Here is a 21,136-nt window from a genome sequence, read left to right on the forward strand (position 1 = left end):
TGTTCAAAGAAGCAAGAGCGCCAGTGCCGGCAGCATCGCTGCCGGCATCACCACGGCCCCCACGCGCAGGAACTGGCCGGCGCTGACCATATGCCCTTCGCGTCGCAGCGCCGTGAGCCACAGCAGCGTGGCCAGCGAGCCGGTGACGGACAGGTTGGGGCCAAGGTCAATGCCGACCAGCACGGCACCAGTCACGGCATGCGAGGCATTTCCACCCGCCAGCGCCGAGGCGGCGATCAGGCCGGCCGGCAGGTTGTTGGCGATATTGCCCGCCAGCGCCACCACCGCGCCCACGCCCAGCAGGGCCAGCGCGCCGCCGTCGCGCGACGCCGCTGCGACGGCATCGGCCAGCTGGCCGATCACCACGGTCTGCTCCAGTGCCGCGACCAGCACGAACAGCCCCGCCACCATCGGCAACACCCCCCATGACACCTCGCGCAGCGCCGGCACCAGCAACTCGCGCCGGGTCGCGCAGACCAGCAGCAGCGTGGCCACGCCCGCCGCGCAGGTCGGCCAGCCCAGGTCGTTGCCGCGCAGCGAGGCCACCAGCAGGATCAGGCCGGTCAGCACGATGCCCAGCGCGGTCAGCCGGGCCTGCGGCGACAGCGGTGGCACCGGCACGTCATGTTCGATGGGCTCGGCCAGTGCCGCGCGCTGGGTCCACCACAGCGCCGCCAGCGTGGCCAGCACCGCGGCCAGCGACGGCAGCGCGAAGCTCGCCAGCCAGCCCGCCAGCGGGGGCATGCGTTCGCCGAAGATGACCAGGTTGGCCGGGTTGGAGATCGGCAGCACGAAGCTGGCGGCATTGGCGATGAAGGCGCACGCGTACAGGTAGGGCAGCGGATGCCGGACCCGCGCGGCGCGGGTGGCGGCCAGCACCGCGGGCGTCAGCACCACGGCGGTGGCGTCGTTGGACATGAAGGCCGTCACCAGCGTGCCGAAGCCGTGCACCAGCAGAAACAGCCGCGGCGCCGAGCCGCGCGCCCGGCGCACGGCGAGCGCGGCGACGTGGTCGAACAGCCCGGTCTTGCGGGCCAGCTCTGAGACCAGCATCATGCCCGCGAGAAACAGGTACACGTCGTAGCCGCGCAGCACTGCCGCCAGCGCGTCGGGCAGCGTCATCAGGCCGGTGACGCACAGCAGCAGGGCGCCGGCGGCGGCCCAGAAGGCTTCGGGCAGGCGGAACGGGCGGAACAGGACGCCGGCCGTGGTCAGCGCGGCGACCGACCAGATCAGCAGCGGGGCGTGGCTGGACATCGGGATCGGGGACAGTGGAAAGCCGGAAGTCTACAGCCTGGCGTCCGCGGGGACGGCCGGCGTGGCAGCGCCGGGCGCCGGCAGGCCAGTTGCCTCGCTGGTGACGGGTGTCGGCGCGGGGGCAGCCGGGGCCGGGGCCGCGGTCCCGCCGAGGTTGCTGGCGACCGGATCGACCACCGGCGCCGCCGCGGGTGCCGGCGGCGGGAAGCCGATGGCGGCGATGCCGTGGCTGCCATCGGCATACTCCGCGTACATCCAGTCATCGCCCACGCGGACCACGCCGGCGGGCGCTTCGGCTTCAGGCACGGGCGCGCCCGCAAGGCGGCCCTCCATATAGGCGGCCCACACCGGCAGCGCGGTGGTGGCGCCGAATTCATGCTCGCCCAGGCTGCGGTTGTCGTCGTAGCCCATCCACGCCACCGTGACGACGCCGCCGGCGTAGCCCGCGAACCAGCCGTCGACCGAGTCGTTGGTGGTGCCGGTCTTGCCGGCCACGTCGGCGCGGCGCAGGTAGCGGCGCACGCCGGCGCCGGTGCCGTCGTCGACCACGCTGCGCAGCAGGCTGTCCATGACAAAGGCGTTGCGGGCGCTGATCACGCGCGGCGGGGCCGGGCTGTCCGCGGCGTCGTCCGGCTCGGCAGAGAACAGCACCTTGCCCTCGCTGTCGGTGATGCGCGCGATCAGGTAGGGCTCGATGCGGTGGCCGCCGTTGGCAAAAACGCCATAGGCCGCGGCCAGGCGCAGCGGCGAAGTGGTGCCGGTGCCCAGTGCCAGCGGCAGGTAGCGCGGCAGCCGCCTGGGCGCGAAGCCGAAGCGGCTGGCGAACTCCACCGTGTACGGGATGCCGATCGCCTGCAGTGTGCGGATCACCGGCAGATTGCGCGATTCGGCCAGCGCCTGGCGCACGGTGATGGGGCCGACAAAGCGCCCGTCGTCATTGGACGGCTGCCAGCGCGAACCATTGGGCAGCGGCGCGTCGTTGATCAGCGTGCCGGGCGACACGCCGCGCTCCAGTGCCGCCGCATAGACGAAGGGCTTGAAGGTCGAGCCCGGCTGGCGCTGCGCCTGGGTGGCGTGGTTGAAGCGGCTGGTGGCAAAGTCGGCGCCGCCCACCATCGCCTCGATCGCGCCGGTGGCGCTGTCCAGCGATACCAGCGCACCCTGCGGGCCCTGCGGCAGGTCCTTGACGAACTTGCGGTGGCGCCGCGCGTAGCCTTCCAACCCGCCGTGCACCGCATCGTAGGCCAGCGTCTGGCGCACCGACGACACCGTGGTGTAGACGTTCAGGCCGCGCGTGTAGGCCTCGTCGCCAAAGCGCTCGCGCGCCAGCTGGCGCGCGAGTTCGGCCACGTACTCGGCATGCCCGGCAAAGCTGCCGGGGCTGTCGTCGGAGACCGCCAGGCGCGCGGCGCGGGCCTCGCGGTAGTCGTCCTGGCTGATCATGCCCAGCGCCAGCATGCGGCCCAGCACATATTCCTGGCGCCGCTTGGCGCGCGCGAAGTTGACCACCGGGTTGATGGACGAGGGGGCCTTGGGCAGCCCCGCCAGCATCGCCGTCTCGGCTAGCGACAACGACGCCAGCGGCTTGCCGAAGTACGCATGCGCGGCGCTGCCGAAGCCGTAGGCATGCTCGCCCAGGTAGACCTGGTTCATGTACAGCTCAAGGATGCGGTCCTTGGGCAGGGTCTGGTCGATGCGCCAGGCCAGCAGCATTTCATACCACTTGCGCGCCAGCGTCTTCTCGCGCGACAGGTAGAAATTGCGCGCCACCTGCATGGTGATGGTGGACGCGCCCTGCGCATAGCCCTGGCCCAGGTTGGCCAGCGCGGCGCGCAGCACGCCGGGCATGTCGACACCCTCGTGCTCGTAGAACTGGTCGTCCTCGGCTGCCAGCAGCGCCTGGACCATGCGCGACGGCATCTGCCCGAAGGGGATGAACTCGCGGTGCTCGCTGCCGAACTCGCCGATCTGCACGTTGTCGCTGGTGTAGATCCGCAGGGGCACGTCGGGCCGGTAGTCGCGCAGGGCGTCGACTGGGGGAAGCTGCCGCAGGCTTACCACCGCGGCAAAGCCGGCAAGCAAGGCACCGGCTGCAGCCAGCGCCAGTACGGCACCGCCTGCCTTGACTGCGATTTTTTTCATGCGCGCATTTTACCCGCTGCCTGACTGACCTTAGCGGCTGGCCGCCAGCGGCAACGGGTTGCCGAGCTCGTCATGATCGATGGGCGGCGTGCCGGTGGTGGCCGGCGGGGTAGGCGGGGCGGGCTGGGCCGTAGCCACGCGCAGCCTGGCCTGGCCGTGATGCCGGGCAAATTCGCACAGCGCCAGCCAGGTTTCCTCGCGTTCGATAATGGTGAAGTGATTCGTGGCTGGCACGGTCTGCAGCGCCACCGGGCCGGGCCAGGCGGCCATGAGCCGCTCCGAGCATTCATGGGGCACGACTTCATCGGTCTCGGCCAGCAGCACCTTGGTGCTCTGCACGACCTTCTTGCAATGCGAGATCGAATCGAAATGGTGGCGCATCAGCTGGCGCAGCGGCACCAGCGGGAAGCGCTTGCGCACCAGTTCAAGCAGCGAGTCGTAGGGCGTGATCAGTTGCAGGCTGTCGAAGTCCTGCAGGTCCGCCAGCTGGATCGCGACGCCGGTGCCCAGGCTGCGCCCCACCACATGCACGCGGGTGTCGGGGAAGACACGCCGCGCATGCAGCAGGAACTGGCTGGCGTCGGCCACTGCGGCGCCCTCGGACGGCAGGCCGTCGGAGTGTCCCAGGCCGCGGTAGTCATAGGTGGCGAAGGCCATGCCGGCGGGCAGCCAGCGCGCGTACTGCAGCGTTTCGAGCACATCCTCGCCACGCCCGGGCAGGTAGAACAGCAGGTCGCGCACGTTGTCGCCGGGGCTATGGTAGATGTAGCCGCGCACCACGCCGCCGGGGATCAGGTGCGAGTAGCCAATGATGCCGTCGGGCAGGTCGCGCGGCGGACGCCGGCGCGCATCGAACAGCAGCCGCTCCTGGTTGAGCGTCAGGTAGGTCCAGTAGCAGGCGAAGCCACTGGCAGTCATCAGCGCGGCTGCCAGTGTACGGCGGGTGATCAATGGCATGGCTAGTCTTCAGTGTCGCTGCCAGGCGAGGCGCACCAGCGCCGGCCTTGCCGCCCAGCCGCGCAGCCTACCTCATTTTTGTCAGGCGCGAGCGTGTAGCGCAAGCCGGCCGGCGCAGTTCTTGTACGATATACCTCATTTACGCGCGCGCACCTCCTCCCGAGACGGCGCGCATACGGAGCAAACAGGCATGAGCGAGCAGAAACACGAGCAATACCGCGCCGAAGAGGCGCAGGCGATGGAGCGCGTGGTCGCGGCCACGCGGCAGGTGCAGGTGGCCTTCACCGCCTTGCAGGCCCACTATCCGCCGCAGGGCAGCGGCAAGCCATCCAAGCTTGCGCTGCAGACGTTCGATGCGGCGCTGCAGGCGCTGGAAGATGCCCAGGCCACCTTCGACGAGATCCTGAACGACCTGCTCGACGAAAAACGCTGACCCCGGCCCGGCATGGCGCGGGGGCAATACATGGCCGGGAGCCTGTGATAAGGTTGCCGGACTACAGCCGCCCGGCCTGCCGCCGCACCTGAGCTGCACGGCACGCGCCACGGGACGGCAGGCAGCGGCCGCGACGCGCGCCGCCTGCTGATACAGGAGACCCGCCGCCATGTACCGTGCCGCCCATCCCGCTGCGCTTTCCGATGTTGCCCGCCAGGCTGCCCATGTCGACCCGGCCGATGCCGACCGCGCTGGCCTGATCGCCCGCGCGCATGCGCGTTCGGCCGGCTTCGGGCTGGATGTGCGCCATGCGCCCGGCTTCGATGCCGTCAGCCCGCGCGCGCTGGGTGAGCTGGTGGACGCCAGCCGCGACCTGTACCGCCATGCCTTGCCGGTGATGGAGACCCTGCACGCGCAGATCGCCAATACCGACAGCATGGTGCTGCTGACCGACAGCAGCGGAGTGATCCTGCACAGCCTGGGCGACGGCGAATTCGTCGCGCGGGCGCGGCGCGTGGCGCTGGCACCGGGGGTATCGTGGTCGGAGCCGAGCAAGGGCACCAATGCCATCGGCACCGCACTGGCCGAGGCCCGTCCCACCCTGATCCACGCCAGCGAGCATTTCCTCGAGTCCAACCACCAGCTGACCTGCTCCTGCGCCCCGATCGCCAGCCCGACCGGTGCCATCCTGGGCGCGCTCGATGTCAGCGGCGATCATCGCGGCTTCCACCGGCACACCATGGCGCTGGTGCGGATGTCGGCGCAGATGATCGAGAACCACCTGTTTGCGAACCACTTCCCGGACGCGCTGCTGGTGCGCTTCCATGCGCGGCCCGAGTTCGTCGGCACGCTGTTCGAGGGCATGGCGGCGTTCTCGCCCGACGGCGCCTTCCTGGCTGCCAACCGCAGCGGCCTGTTCCAGCTGGGGCTGGCCCCGCACGCGCTGGCGGCGGCCAGTTTTGCCGGGCTGTTCGGCCAGCCCGTGCGCGTGGCGATGCAGGTGCGCAGCGGCGCGGCGGGGTCGCTGCAGACGCTGACGCTGCCCAGCCGGGTGCAGGTGTTTGCCCGCATCGAATACCTGGCCGCGCCCATCGCGGTGCGCCAGCCCAGCGCCGAAGACCCGCTGCCGCCGGCACTGGCCGCGCTCGATACCGGCGACGCCGCCGTGGCCGCGGTGCTGCGCCGCGTGCGCAAGGTCAGCGGGCGCGATATCACCATCCTGGTCCAGGGCCGCACCGGCACCGGCAAGGAGTGGCTGGCGCGCGCCATCCACGCCGCCTCGCCGCGCGCCGGCGGGCCTTTCGTCGCGGTCAACTGCGCGGCCATCCCCGAATCGCTGATCGAGGCCGAACTGTTCGGCTATGAAGAAGGCGCCTTCACCGGCGCGCGTCGCCGCGGCAGCGAGGGCAAGGTCGTGCAGGCACACGGCGGCACGCTGTTCCTGGACGAGATCGGCGACATGCCGCTGGCACAGCAGGTGCGGCTGATGCGCGTGCTGCAGGAGCGCGCGGTCACCCCGTTGGGCAGCGCTCGCGCGCTGCCGGTCGATGTGCGCGTGGTCTGCGCCACCCACCGCGACCTGCGCGCGATGATTGCCGATGGCGCTTTCCGCGAAGACCTGTACTACCGCATCAATGCGCTGGCCGTGACCCTGCCGCCGCTATGCGAGCGCAGCGACCTGCCGCTGCTGGTCGATCGCATCCTGCAGCGGCAGTGCGAAGAAGCCGGCCTGCCGTCCCCGGTGCATGTCGACGCGCAGGTGCTGGCGCTGCTGCGCCGGCACCCGTGGCCGGGCAATATCCGGCAGCTTGCCAACGTGCTGCGCACCGCGGCGATCCTGGCCGAAGGGGAGGTGGAGATCGGGGTGGAACACCTGCCGGAAGGGTTTGAGCAGGAGTGCGGCGATGAGGCGGAGCGCTGTGACGCGGCGGCTGCCGTGCAGGCGCCGGCGCCATCAAAGTCCGCCCGCATGCGCGACTGGGAAGCAGGCCTGATCCGACAGGCGCTCGCCAGGCACGGCGGCAATGTCAGCCACGCGGCGCGTGAGCTGGGGGTGTCGCGCAATACGATCTATCGGAGGTTGAGGGAGGGGTTGGAAGGCGGCGAGGAAGCGGAGCGCTGAAGGACTTCCTATCCTGCTTGTTTGCTCCCTCTCCCGCTTGCGGGAGAGGGAGCACTCCGTCGGCAAGCAACTACCGACATCAGCAAGCAATCATCCTCACAACCCCGGCTGCGCCGCGAGCCACGCGGCCTCTTCATCGCTGAACAGCTCCGACCGGGTCAGGAACCGCTTCCCCGTCCGTCCCTCCAGCGAGAACATCCCGCCCGCACCCGGCACCACATCGATCACCAGCCGCGTGTGCTGCCAGTACTCGAACTGCGCCCGCGTCATGTAGAACTGCGCGCCGCTGATCTCGCCCAGGCAGACATCGGCTTGCCCCACCAGCAGTTCGCCGGCGGGGTAGCACATCGGCGCGCTGCCGTCGCAGCAGCCGCCGGACTGATGGAACATCAGCGGGCCATGCCGCGCGGCCAGTTCCGCGATCAGCGCGAGCGCGGCCGGGGTTGCCACCACGCGTGCGACCGGCGCGGTGGCGGGAGCGGACGTCGAGCCCGCCATGGTCAGAAGAACCCGAGCGCGTTGGGGCTGTAGCTCACCAGCAGGTTCTTGGTCTGCTGGTAGTGGTCGAGCATCATGCGATGGTTCTCGCGGCCGATGCCGGACTGCTTGTAGCCCCCGAATGCCGCATGCGCGGGGTAGGCGTGGTAGCAGTTGGTCCACACGCGCCCTGCCTGGATGCCGCGGCCCATGCGGAATGCGCGCGCCCCGTCGCGTGTCCAGACACCCGCGCCGAGCCCGTAGAGCGTGTCATTGGCGATGGCCAGCGCCTCTTCCTCATCCTTGAAGGTGGTCACCGATACCACCGGCCCGAAGATCTCTTCCTGGAAGATGCGCATCTTGTTGTGGCCGGCGAACACGGTCGGCTTGACGTAGTAGCCGCCCGCGAGATCGCCGTCCAGCACGTTGCGCTCGCCGCCGGTGAGGCACTGCGCGCCTTCCTTGCGGCCCAGGTCGATGTACGACAGGATCTTCTCCAGCTGTTCGGCGGACGCCTGCGCGCCGATCATGGTGCCGGTGTCGAGCGGATGGCCTTGGCGGATCGCGGCCACGCGCTTGAGCGCGCGCTCCATGAAGCGGTCGTAGATCGATTCCTGGATCAGTGCGCGCGACGGGCAGGTGCAGACCTCGCCCTGGTTCAGCGCGAACATGGCAAAGCCTTCCAGCGCCTTGTCGAAGAAGGCGTCGTCGGCGGCCAGCACATCCTCGAAGAAGATGTTGGGCGACTTGCCGCCCAGTTCCAGCGTCACCGGGATCAGGTTCTGCGACGCGTACTGCATGATCAGCCGGCCGGTGGTGGTCTCGCCGGTGAAGGCCACCTTGCTGATGCGGGGGCTCGATGCCAGCGGCTTGCCGGCTTCCAGCCCGAAGCCGTTGATCACGTTGACCACGCCCGGCGGCAGCAGGTCGCCGATCACTTCCATCAGCACCAGGATCGAGGCCGGCGTCTGCTCCGCGGGCTTGAGCACCACGCAGTTGCCGGCGGCCAGCGCCGGCGCCAGCTTCCAGGTGGCCATCAGCAGCGGGAAGTTCCACGGGATGATCTGGCCGACCACGCCCAGCGGCTCATGGAAATGGTAGGCAATGGTGTCGGCGTCGATCTCGGAGATGCCGCCTTCCTGCGCACGGATGCAGCCGGCAAAGTAGCGGAAGTGGTCGACCGCCAGCGGCAGGTCGGCGGCGGTGGTCTCGCGCACCGGCTTGCCGTTGTCGATGCTCTCGGCCACGGCCAGCAGCTTCAGGTTGGCCTCGATGCGGTCGGCGATGCGGTTCAGGATATTGGCGCGCTCGGTGGTCGAGGTGCGAGCCCACGCGGCCTTGGCGGCGTGCGCGGCGTCCAGCGCGGCGTCGACATCCTGCTGGCCGGAACGCGGCACGCGCGTGAACGGCTTGCCGGTGATCGGCGTGATCGATTCGAAGTACTCGCCGCCGGCGGGCGGCACCCAGGCGCCGCCGATGTAGTTCTCGTACTGCTGCTTGTAGGGGTTGCTGACGCCCAGCTGGGCGATTTCCGCCATGTTCATGTCTCGCTCCGTTCAGAGATTTCTGTGGTGTCGTCACGGCATTCCGGCCGTGCGCACGGCAGGCAGATCGCAAGAGCTGTGCCGGGGCGTGAATCGAACGAAAAAACGGGGAAAAGCGAGGGGCGAGTGCGCGTGGCACGGGTGGGAGATGTCACGCGCCGGCACGGCTGTGCCAGCGCGTGACACCGGGTGTTCCAGAATGGAACACCCGGGGCAGGGCTTCAGTGCCCGGAGCCTGCGGCGCGCAGCGCCTTGACCGCGGCGGGCGTCACGTCGGCCGGCTGGCCGCCCCAGGTGGCGCGCAGGTAGTTGGCCAGCTGCGCCAGTTCTTCGTCGCTCATGCGCGCGGCAAAGCCCGGCATGTCCTGCATGGCCTCCAGGCCGGGGAAGCGCTGCGCCTCGATGCCGTCGAGCATCGACACGATCAGGTTGCGCGCGTCGGTGTTGCGCACGGTCGAGTTGCCGGCCATCGATACCGCCACGTGCGGCTTGCCTTCGCCCTCGCGGCCGTGGCAACCGGCGCAGACCGCCACATAGTGGCGGCGGCCCGGCGCCAGTTGCGCGGCATCGGCGTTGACGGGCTTGACCGGCTGCGGTGCGGGCGGCTTGTCGCCCAGCAGGTAGGTCGTCATCGCCGCCAGGTCGCCCTGGTTCAGGTACTGGCTGCTCAGATGCACCACCGGGTACATCTCGCCGAAGGCCGAGCCTTGTGGCGCGATGCCAATGGCAAAGAACTGCTGCAGGTCGGCCGCGGTCCAGCCGCGTGCGGCCAGCCCGGCCGGGGTGATTTCCGGCGCGCCCACGCGTGCCAGCGCGGCGCCGGCCAGCGGCTTCGACAGGTCCAGCCGCCCGAACGCGGCGCGCGGCGTATGGCACTCGGCGCAATGGCCGAGCGCATTGGACAGGTAGCGGCCGCGCTGCCACGACTCGGAATTGCCGGCGGAGGCATCGGGCAGCTTGTCCTCCAGGAACAGCAGGTTCCAGCCCGCCAGCGCAAAGCGCAGGTTGTACGGGAACTGCAGGTCGTGCGGGCGGTTCGGCACCGCGGCCGGCTTCACCTGCATCAGGTAGGCATACATGGCATCGGTATCCGCGCGCGACAGCCCGCGGTACGAGGTGTACGGCATCGCCGGATAGAGGTGCTTGTCCGGGGTCTTGCCGTCATGCAGCGCGGTGTAGAAGTCGTCTGCGCTCCAGTTGCCGATGCCGTGGGTCTTGTCGGGCGTGATGTTGGTGCCGTAGAACTTGCCGAACGGCGAGGCCAGCTCAACGCCGCCGGCAAACGGCGCGCCCTGCGACGCGGTATGGCAGGCGGCGCAGTCGGCCGCGCGCACCAGGTAGCGGCCGCGCGCGATCTGTTCGGCGGGCGGCAGCTGGCCCTTGGGCGCCTGGTCGGCGGCAGGCGCGACGGCTTCGGTGTTGCCGCCACAACCGGCCACCAGCGTTGCGGCGGCCAGCGCGGCAAGGGCCGCGCGGGCGAAATTCAGGAAGGCGGGGCGCTGCATCACTTGGCGCTCCCGCTGTCCTTGACCAGTCCAGGCGTGCTGGTGATCACGTCCTTCACGGCCTCGAAGTAGCGCACATAGCCCGTGCAGCGGCAGATATGACCGTCCAGCGCGGTGGTGATGGTCTCGTCTACCTTGTCCTTCGCCACCGGCTTGCGCTTGAGCTGTTCCACCAGGATGGTGGCGCCGTTGACGAAGCCCGGCGTGCAATAGCCGCACTGGAAGCTGAAGTGGTCCAGGAACTTCTGCTGCACTGGCGTCAGCTCCACCACCTCGCCTTTCTCGTTGCGCTTGCCGTGGCCTTCCACGGTGCGCACCTTGCGGCCCTGGAACCAGTGCGCGCCGGTGATGCAGCTGCGCACTTCCTCGCTGGTGCCGTCGGCCTTGTCGTGGATCACCACGCAGGCATGGCAGATGCCCTGGCCGCAGCCCAGGCGCGAGCCGGTCAGGTCCAGGTATTCATGCAGGAAGTCGATCATCATCAGGCCTTCGGGCACGTCGAGCGGGCCGACCTCCTTGCCGTTGATGTTCAGGGAAAGCGGTTGGGTGGCGATGCTCATGCCAGTACCTCCTGGATCTTTTCGGCCGTGACCGGCAGGTCGGTGAAGCGGTGGCCGATGGCATGCGCGATGCCGTTGACGATGGCGCCCACCACCGGGATCATCACCACCTCGGCGATGCCCTTGGGCGGGTCGGTTTCAGAGACGGGCGGCAGCACCGTGCCGGTCTGGGTCCACACCGCCACGTCGCTGGCGCGCGGCAGGTGGTAGCGGTTGAAGTTCCAGGTGCCGTTGCCAGGGCCGTCCTCGTAGAGCGGCAGGGTTTCATGCAGCGCGTGGCCGATGCCCATGGCGATGCCCCCCTGCAGCTGGCCGGACACCAGTTGCGGCGACAGCTGCGTACCGCACTCCATGATGGAGTGGTGCGACAGCACCTCGACCTTGCCGCTGGCCTCATGCACCGACAGCTCGACCAAGGTGCCGACCGCGCTGTAGTACGTGACCGAGGCATTGTTGCGCTGGGTGGTCGCGACGTAGACCTTCTTTCGGTCGAGCACGTCGTAGCCGCCGCTGGTGCGCATGCGCGCCTTGCGCGCGCCGTCGGCGCCATCGCCGTAGCGTACCGACAGGCCATCCACCGGCAGCCGCGCGGCGTGCCCGCTGATGTCGAAATCGGCCTCGCTCCACTGCCAGCGGTTGAAGACGTGCACGGTGGCGCCGGTGACCAGGCCCATCTCATGCGCCTTGGCTGCCAGCTGCTCCAGCGGCAGCGCCTGCAGGCCGCCGGCGCTGAGCTTGCCCTCGACCCAGCGCGCGTCTTCCACGCGCACTACCAGCGAGGCCGCCTGGCCGCCGCCGATACCCTGGCTCCAGATCGCCATCGCCGCCGGCCACAGGCCGTGCATGAAGATCACGCGCGCGGCTTCGCGCGTGCTGTGGGTGAAGTAGTAGGCCGAGTTGGTGGCGCTGGCGGGCGAAGCGTACGACGGCGACCAGCGCGGGTTGGCGCACAGCCGGTCCTGCTCGGCCTGGCTCATCAGGTACGGGTCGCCCGAGGTCACCACCGGCAGGTCGGCCCAATCGGTGACCGAGGTACGCACCTCGGCCGCGGGCTTGCCCAGCCAGCGCGCCACCGCGGCGGCCTGCGAGGTCGACATGCCGGTGCCGATCTCGGCGCCGGAGTGGTGCAGCGCGATGCTGCCGTCGGCCTTCATCTCGACCCTGGCAAACGAAGCTTCGGCACCGGTGCCGAAGTCCTTCTGCACGCAGGCAAAGCCCACGCCGTAGCGGCGGCCGGGGTTGGCGGCTTCGTACTCCGCCTTCTTCTTCGCGCGGCCGGTCCACAACGGATGGACCTTCGCGGCTTCCAGCACTTCATCGACACGGATCGCGCCGGCCGGGATCGCGCCCTGCGTGTTCTTCATGCCCGAGCGCAAGGCGTTCTTCAGCCGGAACTCGATCGGGTCGAGCTTGAGCTGCTCGGCGAACTCGTCGACCATCATCTCGGTCGCGGCCATGCTCTGCAGCGTGCCGTAGCCGCGCGCTGAGCCTGCGTCGATGGCGCGCGAGGCGATTGCCACCGCGGTCAGGTCGTTCTTCGGGAAGTAGTAGATCGATTGCGCGGCGGTGGCGCCCACCATCGCCACCGAGGGCGAGAAGTTGGCGCGGCCGCCGCCGTTGGCCTCCAGGTCGCCCTGGAAGGCCTGGAACAGCCCGGTCTTGCGGTCCACCGCGATGCGGTAGCGCATCTTGAAGGCGTGGCGCTTGATCGAGGTCTGGAACTGCTCGTAGCGGTCGTTGGCCAGGCACACCGGCTTGCCCTCGGCATAGAGCGCCGTGACCAGGCCGTAGAACGGGAAGTTGTAGTGGTCCTTGGAGCCGTAGCCCACGGTGTAGCACGGGTGCAGGAACACCTGCTTCACCGGGAACGCGCCCTTGGCCTTCGCCAGCATCTCGGCCGCGCTCTCGGCGACCTCGATCGGGGACTGCGTCGGCACCACCAGGTGCAGCGCCTGCGCCGCGGCGTCGTACCAGCAGTTGGCGTTGTCGGGCTCCAGCGCCGCGGTATCGACCGACTGCGAGTTGTACTCACGCTCCAGCACCAGCCAGTCCTCGGGCGGCCTGGCCAGCTGCGCGCGGATCGCGTCGGCGTGGTACATGCCCTGTTCGCCGAGCTGGCCGTGGTCCTTGCCGTCCGGCCACACCGGCTGGTGCTTGCGCATCATGCTGGGGAACACCGGCGCGTTCTTCAGGCTGGAGAACACGTCGTCGTCATACGGCGTGGTGCCGCCCACGCGCACGAAGCGGAAGGTGCCCCACGGATCGCGTTCCAGCGCGCCGGTTTTGGCGCCGTAGCGGATCACGTCGTCGCGGAACTTGAGCTTGTCCTTGGCAAAGCGGAAGCGCGCGAAGTCGTGGTAGATCAGGATCGCCACCGCATGGCCCAGGTAGGCCGGAGTCTTGCCCGCGGGCAGCAGCATGTCTGCGCCGTAGAACGCGGGGAAGGCCACGCCGTCGCGGGCGAGGTCTTCCGCGGTGACCACGCGGTCAGGCATCAGGTCGTCGCCGAGCGCGGCGAGGTCGAAGCCCTCATAGGTGCGGTCGGCCTGCGTGGCGCGCAGGATGAAGGCGTGCGATTGCTGCTGCGGCCAGTGCGGCATGTCGCGCGAGCGGATATCGCGCGCGAACACCTTGGCGCCGGTGACCTTGGCAATGCCGTCGATGCGGAATTTCGGGACGCCGGCCTTGGGGTCCCACTGGACCGGGGTCAGGAGCTTGTCTTCGAACAATGCCGCGAAGGCTTTGCCGCCGATGGGTGCGATATAGACCGACACCCCGGCCACGACGCTGGCTTTCAGGAAAGTGCGCCGTGAAGGGTTGAAGCTGGGCATAAGGATTCCTCGGGAATGCGCTGCTACTGCAGCCGGCGCGCGACGTGTGGGATCAACGGGGATCGTGACAAGATGGCCGAAGCAGTGCCTGGCTGCATGCGGCGATGCCGCGTGCGTGGGCCTGGCTGCGTAGCCGTGGCGCCGGAGAGGGCTGGTGAGAGGTGGGGCAATGTCTTGTTATCTGTCGTGGCACGGCCTGGCGCGCTGACCGGGCGATTGTGCGTTGACGTCAGGGTATACCGCAAGTCGAGGTGTGGAATAGCGGTTATCAGCAGGGGTTGATACCCGCGGCCGCGCGGTTGTGCATTGCGTCATGGCGCGGGCCGGTGCCGCGAGCCATGCCTGGAGCCGTTATCTGCACGAAGAGACAGGCAGATCCATGCCGCGCGGGCGGCGGCAGGGATCGAAAGAATTCAGATCGCCGCCAGAATCATTCATATCCTGGCGTGCGGCCGGCCGTGCAAAGTCCGGCCGGACAGGTGAAGGCGTCTAGCCCTGCCGCTGGCGCCGGCTGTCGGGCACGAAGTGCTGGAGCGAACCGTCGCCATAGGCGCGCTGCACTTCGGATATCACCACGTGATAGCCGTCATACCACTTGCGGTACTGGCGCTTGGCGTCCAGGTGCCGCGGGTGGGTGGCGAAGGCCTGCAGGGAGTCCTTGTCGCGCCAGTAGTAGCTGGCGTTGGACAACTGGCCATCCGGCGAACGCCAGGACTCGGCACCGACAAAGCCGGGTATGCCGGCGGCGATCTCGTCGATCAGGGCGCTAAGGCGGTGGAACTCGTCATCGGCCTGGCCGGGCCGGTAAATAAAGGCTGCGATATACATCAGGGGCTCTGCGTGGGAAAAGGCTTCAGGCCGGGCGTGAGGTCAGCACCAGCCGCAGCGCCAGCAGCACCAGCACGGCTGCCAGGCCGCGCGACTGCAATGTTGCCGCCTTGGGATGGCGTGACAGGAAGCGGCGCACGGTGCCGCCAGCCGCGCCGAGCAATGCGTGAAACACGGTGGCGATCACTGTCAGGACCAGGCCGAGCACGAGCAGCTGCCGGGCCACGCCGCCCTTGCCGGGATCCACGAACTGCGGCAGGAAGACCATGAAGAACAGCAGCGCCTTGGGATTGAGCAGGCTGTTGAGCATGGCGCGCACGAACACCGAGCGCAAGGAGGCCTGAGTCACCACTGCCTCTTTCAGCGCAAGCGGCTGCCGCAGCGCCTTGGCCGCCATCCACAGCAGATAGGCCGCGCCGGCATAGCGGATCAGGTCGAACGCCGGCGCCCACGCCATCACCAGGGCGGTGATCCCGGTGGCTGTCAGGACCGTGAGGATCAGGTCGGCCACGGCAATCCCCAGTGCCGTCGCAACGCCGCCCCGAAGGCCATAGGTGATGCCATGTGCCATCACGAAGGCCATGTTCGGGCCGGGTGACAGGAGCAGCAGCATCACTGCCGCGGCGAAGATCGACAGGGTGGTCAGGGCAATCATGTGCAGGAAATGGTTAGCGTTGACTAGGCATGCAGGCTATTCTTCTGGCCTGATACACGCAAAGCATTGTTCTAGATACAAAGCATGGCCCACGCGCGCTACAAGATCATTGTTGACGAGATTGCCGCGCGCATTCATCGCGGCGAACTGCCTCCGGGCACGCAACTGCCGACGGTGCGTGCGCTGATGAAGCAGTACGGCGTCGCGCTGGCGACAGCGGCACGCGTCTATGTCGAACTGGAGGCCGTCGGCCTGGTGGTCGGCGAGACCGGCCGGGGCACGTTCGTGCGCGATACCTCGCTGCCGCGCGGCCTGGGGCTGGAGCAGCATCCGGTGCGCGCCGGCGCGGTGGACCTGACTTTCAACTATCCGTCGCTGCCCGGGCAGGTTGAACTGTTGCGCGATGGCTTGCGCAGCATCGCGGCTTCGGGCGACCTTGACGCGTTGCTGCATTCCGCGCCGCAGGGCGGGCGCCCGCACGAACGGCAGGCCGTTGCCCGGCACCTGCGCAACCGCGGCATCCGGGTGCCGGGCAGCCAGGTGCTGATCGTCAACGGCGCGCAGCAGGGCCTGGCGGTGACGGTGATGGGGTTGCTCAATCCCGGCGACGTGGTGGCGGTTGACGCGCTGACGTACCCGGGCATGAAGGCGCTGGCGCAGTTGTACCGGCTCGACCTGGAGCCGTTGCCGGCGACCGCCGCGGGCCTGGACCTGGATCGCCTTGCCGCGCTCTGCAAGCGGCGTCCGGTGCGGGCGGTCTACACCATGCCGACCATGCACAATCCGCTGGGCTATGTCATGAACGAGGCGGACCGCGGCCGCCTTGCGGCCCTGGCGCAACGGCATGATCTGCTGATCATTGAAGATGGCGCCTACGCCTTCCTTGCCGAACCGGCGCCGAAACCGGTGTTCACCTTCGCGCCAGAGCGGACCGTCTACGTCTCGGGCTTGTCGAAAAGCGTGGCATCGGGACTGAGGATGGGGTTCGTCGCGGCGCCCGCGCCGCTGGTGCCGGCCCTGGAACGCGCCATTCGCGTGTCAACCTGGAACACGCCGTCGCTGACCGTGGCGCTCGGCTGCCTCTGGATCGAAGCCGGCATCGTCGATGACCTGGAAGATCGCAAGCGCAAGGACGCCCGGCGCAGGCAGAGCCTGGCGCGGCGCATCTTGCGCGGCTGCCGCGTCACGGCGCACCCGTCTTCATACTACCTGTGGCTTGAACTCGAGGAGGACCTGCGCGCCGACCAGGTCGTGGCCGCCCTGGAGCACGAGGGTGTGCTGGTGACGACGGCCGAGCCGTTCGCGGTCGGCGCGAGCGTGCCGCATGCGCTGCGGCTGGCGCTCGGGTCGATCTCGATGGATGCGCTGGAGCAGGCGTTGCGCAAGGTCCGGCGGGCGGCAGCCGGCTGAAGCGGCGGCAAAGGCTGCCCGTTCAGCGGAACACCAGCGTCCTGCCGCCGTTGCGCAGGACCCGATGTTCCGCATGCCATTTCACCGCCCGCGCCAGCGCCACGCATTCCACGTCGCGTCCGATGGCGGTCAGCTGCGCGGCGTCCATGGCATGGTCCACGCGCGCGACTTCCTGTTCGATGATGGGGCCTTCGTCGAGGTCGCCGGTCACATAGTGGGCCGTGGCGCCGATCAGCTTGACGCCGCGCTCATAGGCTTGCGCGTAGGGGCGCGCGCCCTTGAAGCTGGGCAGGAAGGAATGATGGATATTGATGGCGCGGCCCTCCAGGCGGCGGCACAGGTCGTCGGACAAGACCTGCATGTAACGGGCCAGGACCACCAGGTCTATACTGTAGTCGCAGACCAGATCCCACAGCCTCGCTTCCTGCGCGGCCTTGCCTTGCGGCGTGGCATTGAGCAGGGGCAGGTGATGGAACGGGATGTCGTAGCTCGCCGCAAGCTGGTAGAAGTCCTTGTGGTTGGAGACGATGGCCGGAATCTCGATGGGCAGCTGGCCAGTGCGGTAGCGGAACAGCAGGTCGTTCAGGCAGTGGCCGATCTTTGACACCATCAGCATCACGCGCGGCTTGCGCGCGGCGTCGTGCAGCGCCCAGTCCATCTCATGCGCGGCCGCCACGCCCGCCAGCGTGCTGCGCAGGGCGGCGAGCGCATCGCCGGCATCCTGGCCTTCTGGCAGCGGCCGCTGGAAGTGCACCCGCATGAAGAACCGTGCGCTGTCGCGATCGCCGAACTGCGCGGAATCGACGATATTGGCGCCGGCTTCCACCAGCAGCGCCGAGACGGCATGGACAATGCCGGGACGGTCGGGGCACGACAGCGTCAGGATGTAGCTGGCGGTTTCGGTCTGGGCCACTGGCATGGGCACTCCGGTATCTGCTTGCATCATCAGGCCTTGGTCCGTTCGCTGGCCGGATCGTATGGCGCACGCAGGTGGATGCGTGCAGGCAGCAGTTCCCCGGCCAGGTCTACGTGATACTTGCCGGCCTCGATCCATGCCGCGTCGGCCGGACCATCGGCGCGTGCCAGAAGCCCCATGCCCACCGGACACCCAAGGGTGTGGCCGAACGCGGCCGATGTCACGAAGCCGGCGGGGCGCACGGTGCCGTCCGGGGCAGTGCGCAGGATCGCCTCGCCGCCCCAGAGCATGGCCTCGCTGGCACCGTCCAGCGTGACCACGGCAACGCGCCGCCGCACCTGCGCGGCACCGCCGGCAGCGCGCAGCTTCAGCAGCGCCTCGCGCCCGCGGAACGGGATGTCGGTGTTCAGCTTGCAGGCAAACGACAGTCCGGCCTCGAACGGATGGATGTCGGTGTTCAGTTCGCGGCTCCAGGCGCGGTAGCCTTTCTCGATGCGCAGCGATTCGATGGCGTAGTAGCCGGCGTTGACCAGTCCGAAGCGTTTCCCGGCCTCGTGCAAAGTGTCATAGACGCCGACGGCGAATTCCACCGGGACATACAGCTCCCAGCCCAGTTCGCCCACATAGGTCAGGCGCGTGGCGCGCACCGTGGCATAGCCGAGATCGATCTCTTTCGAGGTGCCGAACGGGAACGCCTGATTGGAGAAATCGGCGCGCGACACGCTCTGCAACAGCTCGCGCGAGCGCGGGCCCATCACCGCCAGCACAGCGTACTGCCCGGTGACATCGACGATCGCGCAGCGCTTGTCGGCGGGAATCAGGCGCTCGACATAGTTGAAGTCGCGCGTGGTCTGCGCCGAGCCGGTCACCAGCAGGTACTGGTCGTGCGCCAGCCGCGTCACGGTCAGGTCGGATTCATAGGTGCCGCGGTCGTTGAGCATGGCGGTGTACACGGTCTGCCCCGGCGGCACGGCCACGTCGTTGCTCATCACGTATTGCAGCACGGCCTCGGCATCGGCACCCTTGACGATGTACTTGGAGAACGAACTCATGTCGAACAGCGCCACCGCCTCGCGGCAGGCGCGGTGTTCCGCGCCGCTCCACGGCAGCCAGTTCTGCTGCCCGAACGAGTAGCGGATCTCGGGCGATTGTCCGGCAGGCGCGAAGAAGTTTGGCCGCTCCCAGCCCATCTTGCTGCCGAAATTGGCGCCGGCGGCGTGCAGGTGGGCATAGAGCGGCGAGCGGCGGAACGGCCGCGCCGTATCCAGTTCCCGGTTGGGCCATGGCATCGCGTAGTGCAGGCCCAGCGTTTCCCTGACGCGGTCGTGCAGCCAGCTTTGGTTGCCGTTGAAGCCGGCGAAGCGGCGGATATCGACCGGCCACAGGTCCATGGTCGGCTCGCCCGCGACGATCCATTCCGCCAGCGCCATGCCGGCGCCGCCGGCGGACGCGATCCCCATTGAGTTGAAGCCCGCGCCCACGTAGAAATTGCGCAGCTCGGGCGCTTCGCCGAGGATGAAGTTGTTGTCCGGCGTGAACGACTCGGGTCCGTTGTAGAACTGCTTGACCTGCGCCGACTCCAGTGCCGGAACGCGGATCAGCGCGTTCTCCATCAGGATCTCGAACTGGTCCCAGTCATCAGGCAGCAACTGGAACTCGAACGGCTCAGGAATGCCCTGCATGCCCCACGGCTTGGCATTGGGCTCGAAGCCGCCCATCACCAGCCCGCCCACTTCTTCCTTGAAGTAGATGAAGCCGTCCGGGTCGCGCATCACCGGCAGGTCAGGGTGCACGCCGGCAATGCGCTCGGTGACGATGTAATAGTGCTCGGCCGAGTGCAGCGGCACGGTCACGCCGCACATCTGGCCGACCTGGCGCGCCCACTGGCCGGCGCAATTGACGACGATCTCCGCCTCGATGCGGCCTTCGTCGCCGGCCTTGTTGCGCCAGCTCACGCCGGTGGCGCGGCCATCGCGGGTATGGATCGCGGTGATCTTCGTATCCTGCGCGATGACCGCGCCGCGGCTGCGCGCGCCGCGCGCCAGCGCCTGGGTCAGGTCGGTCGGGTTGGCCTTGCCGTCGCCCGGCAGCCAGACCGCCCCAAGCAGGTCGTCGGTGCGCATCACCGGCCACAGTTCGCCGGCCTGGGCGGGCGAGATCACCTCGCAATCCACGCCATAGGCCCGCGCCACCGCCGCGGTGCGGCGCAGTTGCGTCATGCGTTCCGCGGTGCGCGCGACCGACAGCGAGCCGCATTGCTTCCAGCCGGTGCCGAGGCCCGTTTCCGCTTCCAGTTCGCTGTACAGCTGGGTGGAGTAGCGGATCAGTTTCGTCATGCTTTCCTGCGAGCGCAGTTGCCCGACCAGCCCGGCCGCGTGCCATGTGGTGCCGCAGGACAGTTGTCCCTGTTCCAGCAGGACCACATCCTTCCAGCCGAGCTTGGTCAGGTGATAGGCGACGCTGCAACCGATGATGCCGCCGCCGATGATGACGACGCGGGAGTGGGAAGGGATGACAGGGGACATGGCGGGAAAACCTCGGCAGGGAAGTGGTTGGCGTTGCCTGCCATGTTATGCAAAAAAACGCCAACAAACAACACAAAATGCAACATGCATCGGCGGATCAGCGCGCCAGTTGCAGTGTCAGGATCCCCGCCAGGACCAGCGCGGTCGCAATCAGCCGCCGCCGGTCGAAGGGCTCGCGCAGCAGGAAGTGGCCCAGCAGCGCGGCAAAGATCACGCTCGATTCACGCAGCGCCGCCAGCTTGGTCACTGGCGCCATGGTCATGGCCCACAGCATCAGCGCATACGAGCCCACCCGGTTGATGCCGCCGATCCACGCGCGCTTCCATTCCGTGCGCATCAGCGTGACCAGCGCGGTGCCGCGCCGGCTGAAGGCGTAGGTCGGCATGAAGATGTGCGACATCGCCTGCAGCCAGACGATATAGGTGAAGACCTCGCCGTAGCGCTTGACCGCGGTGCCGTCGATCACGGTGCCGGCCGCCAGGCAGGCCCCGGCCAGCAGCGCAAAGCCGAGCAGGTCGGGCGATTGCCGGCGCCAGCGCACCAGGCTGACCAGCCCGCAACAGATCAGCGCGATGCCGGCATAGCCGCCTGGCCCCAGCCGTTCGCTGCCGGTCAGCAACAGCAGGATCGCCACCATCATCGGCGCCGAGCCGCGCATCAGCGGATAGGCCTGGCTGAAGTCGCCACGGTTGTAGGCGGCCACCAGCGACAGCTTGTAGCCGACTTCCAGCGCCACCGTGGCGAGCAGGAAGGGCCACACCTGCGGCGCGGGCAGCGGCACCAGGAACAGGAAGGGCAGCGCCACCAGCAGGCAGAAGGTGTCGATCAGCGCCATCGACGACAAGCGGTCGCCACCGATCTTGACGATGGCATTCCACGACGCGTGCATCAGCGCGGACAGCATCACGGCGGCAAAGGCGAGGCCGTGAAAGTCTGGGGGGAGGGGCATGAAGGAGGGGTTGTTCTTGCGGATT

General features: G+C 68.5%; 16 protein-coding genes. 3 read left to right on the forward strand and 13 right to left on the reverse strand.

Annotation, left to right across the window (positions count from 1 at the left end):
- Nucleotides 1-3 precede the first annotated feature (3 nt).
- The 3 genes from AC3WVS_RS03230 to AC3WVS_RS03240 are packed head-to-tail and all read right to left on the reverse strand — an operon-like array spanning nucleotide 4 to nucleotide 4,356.
- Complete coding sequence (locus AC3WVS_RS03230; protein WP_492317353.1) at nucleotides 4-1,257, reverse strand: arsenic transporter; 1,254 nt, start codon at nucleotides 1,255-1,257, stop codon at nucleotides 4-6.
- Nucleotides 1,258-1,287: 30 nt separating this feature from the next.
- On the reverse strand, nucleotides 1,288-3,399 hold the full coding sequence (locus tag AC3WVS_RS03235) for a penicillin-binding protein 1A (RefSeq protein WP_492317354.1): 2,112 nt from the start codon (nucleotides 3,397-3,399) through the stop codon (nucleotides 1,288-1,290).
- A 30-nt stretch (nucleotides 3,400-3,429) separates the two neighbouring features.
- Complete coding sequence (locus AC3WVS_RS03240; protein WP_492317355.1) at nucleotides 3,430-4,356, reverse strand: alpha/beta hydrolase; 927 nt, start codon at nucleotides 4,354-4,356, stop codon at nucleotides 3,430-3,432.
- Nucleotides 4,357-4,546: 190 nt separating this feature from the next.
- On the opposite strand from AC3WVS_RS03240, the gene AC3WVS_RS03245 reads away from it, so the two are divergent.
- Together AC3WVS_RS03245 and AC3WVS_RS03250 are read left to right on the forward strand one after the other, a co-directional pair.
- Nucleotides 4,547-4,789 (forward strand): hypothetical protein, encoded by a 243-nt coding sequence (locus AC3WVS_RS03245; protein WP_010812795.1) that lies wholly within the window; start codon nucleotides 4,547-4,549, stop codon nucleotides 4,787-4,789.
- A gap of 169 nt (nucleotides 4,790-4,958) precedes the next feature.
- Nucleotides 4,959-6,911: a sigma-54-dependent Fis family transcriptional regulator gene (locus AC3WVS_RS03250; RefSeq protein WP_492317356.1), complete on the forward strand. Its 1,953-nt coding sequence runs from the start codon at nucleotides 4,959-4,961 to the stop codon at nucleotides 6,909-6,911.
- Nucleotides 6,912-7,007: 96 nt separating this feature from the next.
- Here AC3WVS_RS03250 and AC3WVS_RS03255 read toward each other — a convergent pair whose 3' ends face one another.
- The 7 genes from AC3WVS_RS03255 to AC3WVS_RS03285 form a co-directional block, all read right to left on the reverse strand.
- A complete protein-coding gene (locus AC3WVS_RS03255) occupies nucleotides 7,008-7,409 on the reverse strand; it encodes a DUF779 domain-containing protein (protein ID WP_492317357.1) in 402 nt (133 codons plus the stop codon).
- Nucleotides 7,410-7,411: 2 nt separating this feature from the next.
- On the reverse strand, nucleotides 7,412-8,932 hold the full coding sequence (gene adh, locus AC3WVS_RS03260) for an aldehyde dehydrogenase (protein WP_492317358.1): 1,521 nt from the start codon (nucleotides 8,930-8,932) through the stop codon (nucleotides 7,412-7,414).
- Between the two features lie 221 nt (nucleotides 8,933-9,153).
- A complete protein-coding gene (locus tag AC3WVS_RS03265; protein WP_492317441.1) occupies nucleotides 9,154-10,437 on the reverse strand; it encodes a c-type cytochrome in 1,284 nt (427 codons plus the stop codon).
- Nucleotides 10,437-10,997 carry a (2Fe-2S)-binding protein gene (locus AC3WVS_RS03270; protein WP_114135696.1) on the reverse strand — a complete coding sequence of 187 codons (561 nt, stop codon included), beginning with the start codon at nucleotides 10,995-10,997 and terminating at the stop codon, nucleotides 10,437-10,439. Before AC3WVS_RS03270 ends, AC3WVS_RS03265 begins: the two co-directional genes overlap by 1 nt.
- Complete coding sequence (locus tag AC3WVS_RS03275; RefSeq protein WP_492317359.1) at nucleotides 10,994-13,828, reverse strand: xanthine dehydrogenase family protein molybdopterin-binding subunit; 2,835 nt, start codon at nucleotides 13,826-13,828, stop codon at nucleotides 10,994-10,996. The genes AC3WVS_RS03270 and AC3WVS_RS03275 overlap by 4 nt, the downstream gene beginning before the upstream one ends.
- A 489-nt stretch (nucleotides 13,829-14,317) precedes the next feature.
- Nucleotides 14,318-14,656 (reverse strand): antibiotic biosynthesis monooxygenase family protein, encoded by a 339-nt coding sequence (locus AC3WVS_RS03280; protein ID WP_035820889.1) that lies wholly within the window; start codon nucleotides 14,654-14,656, stop codon nucleotides 14,318-14,320.
- A 25-nt stretch (nucleotides 14,657-14,681) separates the two neighbouring features.
- A complete protein-coding gene (locus AC3WVS_RS03285) occupies nucleotides 14,682-15,311 on the reverse strand; it encodes a LysE family translocator (protein ID WP_492317360.1) in 630 nt (209 codons plus the stop codon).
- Between the two features lie 84 nt (nucleotides 15,312-15,395).
- Here AC3WVS_RS03285 and AC3WVS_RS03290 point away from each other — a divergent pair, with 84 nt between their 5' ends.
- Entirely contained in the window at nucleotides 15,396-16,721 is a 1,326-nt protein-coding gene (locus AC3WVS_RS03290; protein ID WP_492317361.1) for an aminotransferase-like domain-containing protein, read from the forward strand.
- Nucleotides 16,722-16,743: 22 nt separating this feature from the next.
- On the opposite strand, the gene purU is transcribed toward AC3WVS_RS03290, so the two are convergent.
- The 3 genes from purU to AC3WVS_RS03305 form a co-directional block, all read right to left on the reverse strand.
- A complete protein-coding gene (gene purU, locus AC3WVS_RS03295) occupies nucleotides 16,744-17,640 on the reverse strand; it encodes a formyltetrahydrofolate deformylase (protein ID WP_492317362.1) in 897 nt (298 codons plus the stop codon).
- A 26-nt stretch (nucleotides 17,641-17,666) separates the two neighbouring features.
- Nucleotides 17,667-20,162: a GcvT family protein gene (locus tag AC3WVS_RS03300; protein ID WP_492317363.1), complete on the reverse strand. Its 2,496-nt coding sequence runs from the start codon at nucleotides 20,160-20,162 to the stop codon at nucleotides 17,667-17,669.
- A gap of 97 nt (nucleotides 20,163-20,259) precedes the next feature.
- Nucleotides 20,260-21,111 (reverse strand): EamA family transporter, encoded by an 852-nt coding sequence (locus AC3WVS_RS03305; RefSeq protein ID WP_492317364.1) that lies wholly within the window; start codon nucleotides 21,109-21,111, stop codon nucleotides 20,260-20,262.
- Between the last annotated feature and the right edge of the window lie 25 nt (nucleotides 21,112-21,136).

It is taken from the genome of Cupriavidus sp. CPT47-8839-RL05A, assembly GCF_058792255.1.